8 protein-coding genes and 1 pseudogene are annotated in these 12,517 nt (G+C 74.1%); 2 read left to right on the top strand and 7 right to left on the bottom strand.

Annotated features, from left to right (window positions below; translation table 11 throughout):
- Positions 1-8: 8 nt before the first annotated feature.
- Positions 9-1,079, bottom strand: a complete 1,071-nt coding sequence (locus OG867_RS32120; RefSeq protein ID WP_328904631.1) for a glucose-1-phosphate thymidylyltransferase — start codon at positions 1,077-1,079, stop codon at positions 9-11.
- Positions 1,080-1,230: 151 nt separating this feature from the next.
- Positions 1,231-3,291 (bottom strand): HAD-IIIC family phosphatase, encoded by a 2,061-nt coding sequence (locus OG867_RS32115; protein WP_331720357.1) that lies wholly within the window; start codon positions 3,289-3,291, stop codon positions 1,231-1,233.
- A 228-nt stretch (positions 3,292-3,519) separates the two neighbouring features.
- Between OG867_RS32115 and OG867_RS32110 the strand changes: the two genes are divergently transcribed.
- Positions 3,520-4,329, top strand: a complete 810-nt coding sequence (locus tag OG867_RS32110) for a thioesterase domain-containing protein (protein WP_331720356.1) — start codon at positions 3,520-3,522, stop codon at positions 4,327-4,329.
- On the opposite strand, the gene OG867_RS32105 is transcribed toward OG867_RS32110, so the two are convergent.
- The 5 genes and pseudogenes from OG867_RS32105 to OG867_RS32085 all read right to left on the bottom strand — a co-directional run bounded on the left by OG867_RS32105 (position 4,307) and on the right by OG867_RS32085 (position 7,991).
- A complete protein-coding gene (locus tag OG867_RS32105; protein ID WP_406281331.1) occupies positions 4,307-5,491 on the bottom strand; it encodes a glycosyltransferase family 4 protein in 1,185 nt (394 codons plus the stop codon). The two genes, OG867_RS32110 and OG867_RS32105, sit on opposite strands and share 23 nt — an antisense overlap.
- The gene (locus OG867_RS32100) at positions 5,488-6,726 is read right to left on the bottom strand and encodes a glycosyltransferase (RefSeq protein WP_331720354.1); all 1,239 of its coding nucleotides are present in this window, start codon (positions 6,724-6,726) and stop codon (positions 5,488-5,490) included. Before OG867_RS32100 ends, OG867_RS32105 begins: the two co-directional genes overlap by 4 nt.
- Positions 6,723-6,950 carry an acyl carrier protein gene (locus OG867_RS32095; protein WP_331720456.1) on the bottom strand — a complete coding sequence of 76 codons (228 nt, stop codon included), beginning with the start codon at positions 6,948-6,950 and terminating at the stop codon, positions 6,723-6,725. The genes OG867_RS32100 and OG867_RS32095 overlap by 4 nt, the downstream gene beginning before the upstream one ends.
- Before the next feature lie 30 nt (positions 6,951-6,980).
- Positions 6,981-7,400: pseudogene (locus OG867_RS32090) on the bottom strand (pyridoxamine 5'-phosphate oxidase family protein); the annotation flags it as partial.
- Positions 7,401-7,427: 27 nt separating this feature from the next.
- Entirely contained in the window at positions 7,428-7,991 is a 564-nt protein-coding gene (locus tag OG867_RS32085) for a dTDP-4-dehydrorhamnose 3,5-epimerase (protein WP_331720353.1), read from the bottom strand.
- Between the two features lie 232 nt (positions 7,992-8,223).
- Here OG867_RS32085 and OG867_RS32080 point away from each other — a divergent pair, with 232 nt between their 5' ends.
- Complete coding sequence (locus OG867_RS32080) at positions 8,224-12,516, top strand: glycoside hydrolase family 38 C-terminal domain-containing protein (protein ID WP_331720352.1); 4,293 nt, start codon at positions 8,224-8,226, stop codon at positions 12,514-12,516.
- The last annotated feature ends 1 nt before the right edge of the window (position 12,517 follow it).

Below are 12,517 nucleotides of genomic sequence, written 5' to 3'. Positions count from 1 at the left end.
GCCGGCCCTCATGCCGCGATGATTTCGACGCGCGCGTGGTCGCCGACCACGAGGCGGTGGGCCGGTTCGTCCGGCTCCGCCGGGCCGACGGTGGCGTACCGGCCGACGAGCGACCCGTACAGGCCGCGCGGGGTGTGGACATGGGCACCCTGGAGGACGATCGAGTCGGACAGGTGCGTGGCGCGCACGGTGCAGTCGCGCCCGACGGAGGTCCCCGGGCCGATCCAGCTGTCCTCGACGAGGGTGCCGGCGCCGATGACCGCGGGGCCGTGGACGCGGGAGCGGACCACCCGGGCGCCGGGTTCGATGACGACCCGGCCGCGGATCTCGCTCGCCGGGTCGATGTGCCCGTCGACGGCCGGGACGAGGTCGTCCAGGAGCCGGCGGTTGCACGCGAGGACGTCGTCGGAGCGGCCGATGTCCTTCCAGAAGCCGCTGTACCGCCTCGCCTCGACCGTCCGTCCCCGGTCGATGAGCCACTGGATCGCGTCCGTGATCTCCAGCTCGCCCCGGGCGCTCGGCGCGATGGAGCCGATCGCCTCGTGGACGGCGGCGGTGAGGTAGTACAGGCCGAGCACGGCGAGGTCGGTACGCGGCTGCGCCGGCTTCTCCGCGACCCGCAGCACCGCGCCGTCCGCCGCCACCTCCGCCACCCCGTAGGCGCGCGGGTCCGCGACCTGCTGCACCACGAGCCCCGCGGCCGGGCGGGCCCGCCGGAACTCCTCGACGATGCCGGCCGCGCCGTCCGGGAACACGTTGTCCCCGAGATGCAGCAGGAAGTCGTCGTCGCGCAGGAACGGGCGGGCCGTGCGCACCGCGTGCGCCAGGCCGAGCGGCTGCTCCTGCCGCAGGTAGGTGAGGCGCACCCCGAAGCGGGAGCCGTCGCCCATGGCCTCCGCGATGGTGTCCGCCCAGTCGCCGACGACCAGACAGATGTCCCGCGCGCCGAGATCCCGGAGATGGGCGACGACATATTCCAGAGCCGGTTTGTTCGCGAGGGGAATGAGCGCTTTCGGGGTCGAGTAGGTGAAGGGCCGGAGGCGTACTCCGGAACCGCCCGCCAGTACCAGTGCCTTCACGATCCACTGCCTTCCGTAGTCGCTTCCGGTCCCGGACCGGAATGCGTCCGGATGGGCAGAGGCCGCCCACCGAACGCCTATCCCATCCCACGGCGGCGGGCGGGTCATCTCTTGGATTGCCGTGCTCCGGAGCGGGGAAGTGCCGCGGGGTTTACGAGGCCGGGACGGGTGCCGGGTGAAGCGCTTCCTCGATCGCCGCCGCCGCGTCGGCCGCCGTCAGCGAGCCCTCGGACCAGGCGCCGACGGGGAGTTCGACGCCGAATTCCTCGTACACCCAGCCCAGGAACTGGACGACCTTCAACGAGTCGCCGTCGAGTGCGAAGAAGTCGTCGTGCACCGAGAGCGGCCGGGGCGAGAGCAGTTCCTCCCAGCGCCGCAGCACGCGCGCTTCGAGCGGGGTGCGCGGGGGTACGGCGCCGGACCCGGCCACCGCGTGCCGGCCGGCGTCCGTCCGCCGGGCCCGCATCGCGGCGACGACCTGGGCCGGGGTCGCCAGCTCCTCGGCGGTGCGGTGGACCAGCTCCGCCGCGTCCCGGTGCGCGGGGCGGCCGCTCGGCGCGGGACGGTCCGGCGCCTTACGGGCGGACGTGCCCCGGTCCGGCGTCCCCCGGTCCGGCGCGTGCCGGGCCCCGGCGGCCCGTCCGGCGGAGAGCACACGGACGCGGCGCCCGTCCTCGGACGCCTCCCAGCTGCCCCCGGCCTCCTCCAGGAAGTCGGCGGCCGGGACGTTGCGGGCGGTGGGCACGTACGGCAGCCGGAGTTCGGCCAGCCCGCGTTCCTCGGCGAGCCGGCCCAGGTGGGCGAGCATCCGGTGCTCGACGCCGCGTCCGGTCGAACGGCAGCTCAGCAGGAACGTGTCCACGCACAGCGCCCCGTCACGGGCGTCGAAGAGCATGAGGCCCACGATGCCGTAGGTGCCGAAGCGGTCCCGGACATCGACCACCAGGCATTCCGTGCCCCGGTCGGCGAGGGCGGCGATCTCCCCGGCCGTGCGCCGGACGCCGCCGAGGTTGAACTGGGTGGTGCGCTGGGTCAGCTGGGCCGCCCGGTCCAGCTCGGGCGCGGCGAGAGGGCGTACGGTCACCACCAGTTCGAGGCGGTCCAGGAAGTCCGCGAGCGTCGCCGACCGCCGGCGCACCTCCTCGCGGCGGTGGTTGTCCCGGTAGCTGGCCGTCCGGCGGGCGTCCTCGGCGGTCACCTGCGGCGCGTCGAGCGGCCAGCAGTGGGTCAGGAACGCGGCGGCCGCTCCGGCGTCGGCGGGCAGGTGCAGCGCGGTGACCTCGGGGGTCGCGGCGCGCACCTCCGCCACTTGCAGCGGGTCGTCGTCCAGGAACACGAAGGTGTCGAGGCCCAGGTCCAGTTCGCCGGCCAGCGAGCGCAGGTTCTCCGACTTGGGCCGCCAGTTGGCCCGGACCGCGATCACGTGCTCGGGCCGCAGGACCATGTCGGGGTGGTCCCGGAGCACGCCGAGGACGTCCGCCTCGTCGTTGCGGGTGCACAGACAGACCAGGCGGCCGGCGCGCGTCTGGTCCACCAGCATCCGTTGCAGCTCCCGGCGGGCGGGCGGCACGGTGATGCCGCCCTCGGCGATCTCGCCGTCCCAGAGGGTGTTGTCGCAGTCCACCGCGATCACCTTCGGCCGGGGCGCCACCCAGGCGTGGACGGCCCGCGCGACCACCGTCCCGAGCGCGGCGAACGCGGCCTCGGTGTAGGGGACCGCGCCGAGCCGGTCGGTGTACGGGGCGTGCCAGCCGCTGTCCGGGAAGCCGGACAGGACCCGGGCCGAGGAGACGACCTGGACCCGTGGCACCCCGTGCAGGGCGGCGACGAGCTGGTCCTCGGCGGCCCGTACGGCGTCGGGCGCGCCCGGCGGGGAGGGGCACATCAGCACGATGACCGGGCTGCCGCCGCGCGCGGCCGTCGTGCGCACGGCCGCCGCGAGATCGGCCACCGATGCGGCGAGGCGGGTGCCCTCGGCCAGCCAGTCGTCGAGGCGCAGGAGGAGCACCCGGGCGGCCGGACGGGCGGATTCCGGTTCGTCCTGGGAGGCCAGGAGCTCCTGGAACACCTGCCCGTAGGGCGCGAATGCGGCTTCCAGTTCCCCTCCCAGTTCGTCGCCCCAGAATTCCAGTACATCGGCGAGCGGGTCGGCGGTGAAAGTGGACGCGAGCCTGATCCGGATCGGCTCGGGGGAGCGATTCGCGGGGTACACAAAGCCTCCTTTGCCGGCGCCTCGGCGTCGCGTGCGGCGAAGGGCGGGCCAACCGGCGCGATTTCTGCGCACCCAGAATTCGCGTCGGCGCCAGGCGTGTCATCTTCCCGGTTGCGCCGCCTTTTCCGGCCCGCGCGGAATGCGCCGGGGGTGTGCGTCCGCAATCGGGAGGATGACATCCGGAAACACCGGCGGGGAGCCTGGGGGGACTTTTCCCGGGGAGACGAGATGACGGCACCCACCCAACGGCCCACCGCCGACCGGAACGTGATGCTGCCGCTGCGGCGCGGCGGCAGCGGTGCGCCCCTGTTCTGCGTCCACCCCGGCAGCGGCTTCGGACTGCCGTACGCCGGCCTGCTGCCGCATCTCGACGCGCGGGTGCCGGTCCACGCCGTCCAGGCGCGCGGCCTGGTGACGGCGGACGGGCTGCCGTCCTCGCTCGATGAGATGGCGGCGGACTACACCGAGCAGATCCGCCGGGTCCAGCCCGCAGGGCCGTACCGGCTGCTCGGCTGGTGCGTGGGCGGCCGGCTGGCCTTCGAGATCGCGTGCCGGCTCCGCGCCCAGGGCGAGCACGTCGGCCTCCTGGCGCTCGTCAGCACCTCGCCGCCCGGGCCCGAGCCGCTGCCCGGCCCCGAGGAGATCCTGCGGGCCATGCTGCTGCCGCCCGGCGTGGACGAACTGGACGCCGGACTGGCGCGCCTCTGCCGCCTCCCCCTGGACTACGCGTCCCTCAGCGCCCATCTCGTACGGACCGGGCACCCCATGCGCCGCCTGACGGAACCGGCGCTCACAGCGGTGTACGAGGTCTACCGCACCAACGAGCACCTGTACCGGACACCGGTCAGCAGGGTGTTCGACGGTGACGCGCTCAGCCTCGAACCCTCCGCACCGGGCGGCCCCGCCCGGCGGTCCTGGCAGCCGTTCGTCGGCGGCCGCGTCCTCGCCCGCAGCGTCGACGGCCGCCACACGGAGATGATGGAGCCGGGACCCGCCCGGGCCGTCGGCGCCGCCGTCAACGAGGCGCTGGGGTACTGAGCCGCGTCAGGTACGCCTCGATCGCGTCCGGGTCCAGACCGTCCACGAACCCGCGCGCCGCCCGGCGGGACTCCCGGGACAGCCGCCCGTAGTCCTCCTCGTCGTCCAGCAGGCCCCGCAGCGCGTCCAGCCACGGCCCCACGTCCTGCGCGGGGATCTCGGCGTCCGGAAGGGCCACGGGCCCGGCGCCCGGGTAGCGCGTGATGGGCCGCACGGGAAGCAGATCGCCCACCCCGAGCTTCGCCTCACGCAATCCGCCGACGTCGGCCGCCAGCACCGGGATGCCGCGCAGCATGGCCTCCACACTGCAGTAGCCGAAGGTCTCGTCCCACAACGACGGCATGAGCAGCACCTTGGTGCGCCCGTACACCTGCTCCATGTCGTCGGCGCCCGGGTGCACGACGACGTTCGCCCGGGCGGCGAGCGCCGCACGGTCCCGGTCGGTCATGCCCCAGCTCTCCACGGCGAGGAACGGCACGTGCGGCAGGGCATCCGCCAGGGCGAGGAAGACGTCGATCCCCTTGTAGCCGCACGGATTCACGAGGGTGACGTACGTCTGCTCGGCGGGCCGCGGTTCGCGGACCGGCGCACAGGAGTAGATGTCGGGGTAGATCAGCTCGGAGTCGAGACCCGCCCACCGCTCCACGTACTCCCGCGCCGCCCGGCTCACCGACACCAGCCCGGCCGACCGCCCGATCATCGCCGTCGCCGCCCTGCTGGGCCGGAACGAACGCGGCCCGAACGGCAGCTGCTGAAGCGTGTGTACGAGATAGAGGACGCGCTCCGTCGACCGCAGCGCCGCCGAGAGCATCATCATGCCCGGGTCGTCGGAGGGGACGAGCGTCCAGTCGGCCCCGAGGTCCTCCGCCACGTCCATCACCGTGCGCGGCAGGTCCTGGGCGCGCAGGACCCCGTGCACGGTGACGCCCTCGTGCCGGTACCGGAGTATCCGGTCGGTGTGTTCGAGGACCTCGCCCCCGCGTTCGGCGAGGTAGCCGGGCATCCGGTCCGGGCCGATGTGGCTCAGCCGCCCCGTCACCGGAGCGACCACATGGCATGCGTGGCCGCGCCCGGCGAGCCGCTCCATGATCAGCCGGTTCGACTTGTTGGCCCCGCCGTGCGACGGCAGGTAGTACATGTTCTGCGCCAGCAGCACCTTCACCGGACCGCCCACCCTTCCGCGCTCTTCGCCCGCGCCCGGCCGGCGAGCGCCACGACCCGGTCCGCCAGCAGCTCCACGGGGTCCGGACCGTTCATCAGGTCCTGCGTGCCCGCCGGGCCCAGCCGGGCGATCTCGCGTCCGACCGTCCCGGCGGACCAGTCGTGCGCTTCGAGGCTCCGGGCGAGGCCCAGGCGTTCCAGCCGGGCGCCGTTGTCCGGGCGGTCCGCGCCGTCCGCGAGCAGCAGTTGGGGGGTGCCCGAGGCGAGGGCCCGGGCGAGGGTGCCCATGCCGCCGTGGTGCACGACACCGGCCACGCGCGGCAGGACGTCCGCGAAGGGCAGCGAGGTCCGGTGCACCACCCCGGGCGGCAGCACGCGGGGGACCAGGTCGGCGTGCGGGGTGACGACGATGCCACGCCGTCCGGCCGCGGCCAGTCCGGCGACGGCCGAGGTGTAGAAGGCGGGGTGCAGCATCCGGCCCGTGCCGCCGGTGACCACGACGACGTCCTCCCGGCCGGCGTCCGGGACCGGGGCGCGCCGGGTCTCCCCGGCGGCACGGTCCCCGAGCGGGAAGCCGGTCAGCACCAGCGGGCCGGGGGACGCCGGTCCCGCCGCGTCGAACCACCGGGGCCAGAGGCCGACGGTCAGGTCCGCCCGCTGGAGCCACCGCGACCAGCCGGTGACCGGGGGGAGTCCGAGGCCGGCCCGGACGGCGTTGAGTCCGGTCCCGGCCGACCGCGCCAGGTGCAGCGCGGTCATCGGGGCGGTCAACGACTGGAAGGGGGACAGCGAGACCTGGCAGACCGGGCTGCCCGTCAGCTCGGCCGCCATCAGCCCGGACAGGCACGAGGTCAGCCGGCCGACCACCACGGTGTCGCCGCCGGCACCGGCCATCGCCTCGGCCTCGCGCCGGATCTGCCCGAAGCCGCCGGCCACGGACACCCGGTCCAGGAAGAGGTCCGCGTCGCCGTAGTAGTCGGCGACGCGGGTGTGGTGCCGCCCGCCCAGCAGGTGCCGCCCGCCCAGCAGGTCCCGGGCGCGTCGCAGATGGCGCGCGTAGCCCGCCGCGTCGTCCACCGCCCGGAAGTCCGCCCCCGTGGCCGCGACGGCCTCCCCGTACGGGGCGTGCGTGAGGACGGTGACGTCCTGGTGCCGCCGGACGAGGACGCCGGCCAGCGCGACGAACGGATCGACGTCACCGCGCGTGCCGTGGGCGAGGAGCAGGAACCTGGTCACCGAGGAGCGTCCAGGGCCCGGGTGACGGCGGCCACGCTCGCGCCGAACGTGAACTCGTCCGTGAAGAGCTCGTCCATCGACATGTTCACCCCGAGGCGGTCCTCCACCGCCATCAGCAGCATGACCAGCTCCATGGACCCGCCGCCCAGCCCGAAGAAGTCGTCCTCGTCGCGCGGGCGGACCCCCACCGCGTCGGACCAGACGTCGCCGAGCGCGGCGCGCACCTCCTCGGCGGACAGCCGCGCCCCGGGGCCCCCGAAGTCGGCGGAGAGCCAGCGCTCCGGACGGATCCGGATCTGGTCGCTGGCGGAGTACACCTCGCGGGCCATGGCGAGGTAGCCCTCCACCTGGTCGGCGGGGAGATAGCGCTTGGCCAGCTCGCGCCGCAGCTCCTCCTCCCTGCCCGGCACCACGGCGACGACCGGCCCCTCCACCGTGACGTAACGGGTCGTCGGCTCGGTGCGCTGCACCATGAGCGAGAACCGTCCGGACGCCTCGATCGCCCGGTGCTTGGGGCAGCCGGTGGCCGTGAGGATCCACAGCTCCCCGCCGGGCTCGTAGGCGTACCAGATCGGGACGGTGAGCGGGGCCCGCCCCGGTTCGAGGGCGACGGACAGGGCGCCGATGTGCGGCTCGGCGAGAAACGCTTCACGCTCGTGCGGGGTCAGTGCCATGGGGCCCTCCTGGGGGTCGCTCGTTGCTCAATCGGAGTAGACGGGGAGCAGCCCGAGCTCTCCGGCGCGGGCCAGGCCCGGTGCGCTCGCGTCCCGGTCGGAGACGACGGGCGTGATGTCCGCGGGCCACTGGATGCCCAGCTCCGGATCGAGCGGGTCCAGGCCGTGTTCCCGCTTCGGGTCGTACGTGGCGGAGCTGAGGTAGATGACCGTTGCCTCGTCGCTGACGGCCATGAAGCCGAAGCCCAGGCCCTCGGAGACGTACAGCGCGGCGCAGTTGGTGTCGTCCAGTTCCGCCGTACGCCACTGGCCGAAGGTCGGGGAGCCGACCCTGATGTCCACGACCGCGCCGACCACCGCACCCCGCAGACAGGTGACGTACTTGGCCTGGCCCGGCGGGTTCTCGGTGAAGTGGATGCCGCGCAGGACGCCCTTCCGCGACACCGCGCAGTTGGCCTGACGGACGTCCATCTCCCGGCCGGTCGCGGTGTGCAGCGCGTCGTTCCGGAACCACTCGTGGAAGCTGCCGCGGTCGTCGCGGAACAGCTTCTTCTCCTCGGTCCAGGCACCTGGAATTCCCAGCGGCTTCATCGTCCGACCCTTCTGTTGGCGGCCGTGAGGCCGTGGCACCCGTGGATGACGTCCGGCCGCCACCGTGCCGGGCCGCCCGGGCGCGCGCATCTTCCTGGTTGCCCGCCGGGGTGGCCGACGCGGCGGAACGGCCTGCGGGGGCGTGCAGCGCAACCGGGGAGATGACATCCGGCGGCGCCGCCGAGGACGTTGGACGACCGAGCTCAACGGGGCGCGAAGGCCGGAGATTTTCGTGGACATCGACCAGGTGGTTTCGACCGAACTCTTCGTGGGTTCGGAGCGGCATCCGCTCCAGGTGCAGCGCGTGACCCTGACCAACCGCGGGGCGGAGTCCGTACGCGAGGACGAGCCGGTCACCGTCCGGATCGAGGGCGCACGGGTGACCACGCCCCGGCCCGTGGTCGTGACGGGGATGCGGCCGGGCGAGGAACGCGTCCTCGACGTGCCGGTCGCCGTCGGCCCCGGCACCGAGGAGGGAACGCGCCTCGCGGTGACGGTGTCCGTCGAGGCGGGGGGCCGGCGCCGGGAGACGACCGCCGAACTCGTCGCGGCCGCCCCGGGGTGGACCATGTTCATGGTCCCGCACTTCCACTACGACCCGTTCTGGTGGAACACCCAGGCCGGCTACCTCTCCGAGTGGGACTCCCAGCCGGCCGAGGCGCAGAAGCTCCGCAAGCCCCACCAGGCCGCCGCCTTCGACCTCGTACGGGCCCATCTCGACTTCGCCCGCCGGGACCCGGACTACAAGTTCGTCCTCGCCGAGTTCGACTACCTCAAGCCGTACTGGGACGTCTGCCCGGAGGACCGGGCGGACCTGCGCCGGTTCATCGCCGAGGGGCGGATCGAACTGGTGGGCGGCATGTACAACGAGCCGAACACCAACCTGACGAGCCTGGAAGCCACCATCCGCAACATCGCCCACGGGGTGCGCTTCCAGCGCGGCCTGATCGGCGGTGAACCGCGTACCGGATGGATGCTCGACGTGTTCGGGCACGACCCCGCGTTCCCGTCCCTGATGGCCGACGCCGGGCTCACCGAACTGGCCTTCGCGCGCGGCCCGTTCCACCAGTGGGGGCCGCAGGTGACCGGCGGCGACGACACCGGGATGCAGTTCGCCAGCGAGATCGAGTGGATCGGGCCGGACGGCACGGGGCTGCCGGCCTGCTACCTCGCCCACCACTACCCCGCCGGATGGCGGCTCAACGAGGTGGACACCCTCGCCGAGGCGGAGGACGAGGCGTACCACCAGTTCCGGACCCTGAAACGGGTGGCGTCCACCCGCAACGTGCTCCTGCCGGTCGGCTACAACCACGTGGCCCCCGGCCGCTGGACGACCGAGATCCACCGCCACTGGAACGAGCGGTACGTCTGGCCCCGGTTCGTCGTCGCGCTGCCCGGCGAGTTCTTCGCCCGGGTACGGGAGGACGCGGACCGGGACCACATCGCGTTCACCCCGCAGTCCCGCGACATGAACCCGGTCTACCCCGGCAAGGACGTCTCGTACATCGACATCAAGCAGGCCCAGCGCGCCGCCGAGACGGCGGTCCTGGACGCGGAGAAGCTGTCCACGCTCGCCTCCGTCCTCGGCGCGCCCTACCCGGAAGGGGCCATCGACAAAGCCTGGCGGCAGCTGTTCTTCGGCGCGCACCACGACGGGATCACCGGCGTCACCTCCGACCAGGTCTACCTCGACCTCGCGGCCGGCTGGCGGGAGGCGTACGAGCTGGGGGCCGGGGTGCGCGACGAGGCCCTGGCCCACCTGGCCGGGCGCACGGACACCCGGGGCGCCGGGCGCCCGCTGCTCGTCGTGAACACCCAGTCCTGGGAGCGCACCGACCTCGCCACCGTCACCGTCCGCCTCCCCGAGAACGGCCCGGCCGGAGTGCGGGTGCTCGACACCGAGGGCCAGGAGGTCCCCGCCGTCGCCACGGGCGTCTCCCGGCACCCCGGCGGCGCACTCGCCACGGTCACCCTGTCGTTCGTGGCCGCCCGCGTCCCCGCCACCGGCCACCGGGTGTTCCGCCTCGTGGACGCGGCGGCCCCGGCCGAGGAGGGCTGGCAACGGACCGAGGGCCACCGCGCGGAGAACGACGCCTTCCTCGTCGAGGCGGACCCGGCGCGCGGCGGTGCGCTGACCCGCGTCCTGGACAAGCGCACCGGCAAGGAGCTGCTGCGGCCCGGTGAGGCGGCCGGTCCTGTCCTGGACGACGAGTACCCCGACCACCCGGCGTTCGGCAAAGGACCGTGGCACATCGTCCCGACCGGCCACCGCCGCACCCCGGCCGAGGCACCGGCCGAGGTGCACGTCGAGACGTCCCCGGCCGGCCTGCGCCTGGTCTCGGCGTGCCGCATCGGGGACCTCCGCATCACCACCGAGGTCACGCTCCTCCACGGGCTCGACCGCCTGGAGTTCCGGACCCGCGTCGACGGCGCGAGCGGCCAGGACCGGCTGCTGCGCGTCCGCTTCCCGCTGGACATCGCGGGCGCCCGGCCGGTGTACGAGGTGGGCAACGCCGTCATCGGCCGCACCTTCGGCTCGTCCCAGCTCGACGTCGCCGAGCATCCGTACGCGCTCGACAGCCCCGCGTACAACTGGGCGGGCCTCTCCTCCGCCGCACGCGTCGTGCTCGAAAGCCACGGCGTCCCCGTCGCCACGCAGGCGATCGGCGTCGCCGAGGTCGTCGCGCACCACGGGCGCGGTGAGGACCAGGACGCGGCGGTGCGCGCCCTGGTCGCCGCCCTCGCCCAGCAGGGCGTCACGGCGACCACCTCGCGCCCGGACGGCTCCCGGTACGGCTCGCTCGACGTCGACTCCAACCTCCCCGACGTCCGGGTGAGCGTGGGCGGGCCCGCCGAGAACGCCTTCACGGCCCGCGTCCTCGCGGCGGCCGGTGACTGGTACACCGACCGGCTCGACGCCCTGCTGAAGGAGCACGGCACGGCCTGCCTCTGGGTGCCGGCGACCCGTTCCCGTACGGAGATGTGGGCGCCGGGCACCGATCTGCGCGGCGCACGCGACCTGCCCGTCCTCGTCGTCGCCGGACACGACGGCCCGGCCCTCGCGGGCGCCGTCGCGGACCTCGTCGCCGGACTGTCCGGCGCGGAGATCTGGATCGAGCAGCCCGGGGCCCCCGACGCCGTCCCCGCCGACGAGATGCTGGAGGACCACTCGGCGGCGGTGCTCCACCGGGGCACCCCCGGAGTCGTGGTCGAGCCCGACGGGACGCTCTGCCTGTCCCTGCTGCGGGCGTGCAGCGGATGGCCGGCCGGGACCTGGATCGAGCCGCCGCAGCGCACCGCCCCCGACGGATCGAGCTTCGCCCTCCAGCACTGGAGCCACACCTTCGCATACGCCCTCGTCAGCGGCGCCGGGGACTGGCGGGACGCCGGCTTCGTACGGGCCGGCCACGCCTACAACAGCCGCTTCCTGACCCGGCTCACCGACTCCCACGACGGCGAGCTGCCCGCCTCCGCGAGCCTGCTCCGGGCCGAACCCGACAACGTGGTGGTCACGGCGCTCAAGCCCCGGCACGGCGACCCGGGCGCCGGAATCACCCTCCGCTGCTACGAGACCCGCGGCCGCGCCACGCGGGCCCGCGTCCACTCCTTCGTCCCGCTCCACGACGGCGCCGAGGCCGACCTCCACGAACAGCCGCGCGCACCCCTGGACACCGACGACGGCACACTCCGCCTCGCCCTCGGCCCGGCTGCGACCGTCACCGCGACGGCCCTGCCCGCCGTACCGGACCAGGTGCGACCGGCCAGGTCCGGCACCGGGCCGGACGCACCGGTGTTCGCCCGGTACTGGCTCCACAACAAGGGCGCCGCCCCGCTGGGCCACCAGCCGGCCACCGTGTACGTGGAGCCCCGGGACATCGACCTCACCGGTCCGGTGACCGTGCGGGTGACGGTCTCCGCCGTCGGCACGGCGTCCGGCACCGTGGAACTGACCCTCCCGCCGGGCGTGACCGCGAGCGCGCCGGACGACCTGCGCTTCGACCTGGACGACGACCACCGGTGCTTCGACGTGCTGCTGCGCCCCGAGGAGGGCGCGCCCCCGGGCATCCGGCACCTCACGGCCCGGCTGGCCGGCGAGGGCTGCCCGCCGGTCGAGGACGTCGCCACCGTCCGGATGGGCGCCCCCGGCGAGGAGGGGCGGCTGAGCGTCGAGAGCCTGACCCCGGAGCTGGTGGTCGACGCCGGGGGAGACGGCGAGCTGCGGGTCCGGCTGACCAGCCACAGCCTGGACGAGGTGCGCGGTGAGGCCCAGCTCATCACCCCGTACGGCACCTGGGAGTTCGCCGGTCCGTGGACGCGGACGTTCGCCCTCGGCCCCGGCGCCCGGACCGATCTCGCCTATCCGGTGCGCGTGCCGCACGGCACGGACCCGGCCGCGTCCTGGGCGCTGGTCAAGGTCATGGCGTACGGCGACGTCCACTACACCCCGGCCGTCCCCCTGACGATCCGCGCACACGAGTCCGCCCGACCGGGCAACCACCACGAGCCCTTGAGTACAGGAGCATGAT

The organism is Streptomyces sp. NBC_00209 (assembly GCF_045206345.1).
GTDB lineage: Bacteria > Actinomycetota > Actinomycetes > Streptomycetales > Streptomycetaceae > Streptomyces.
Note: the sequence above shows the minus strand (reverse complement) of the source record. Positions and strands in the feature narration are given on the sequence as shown.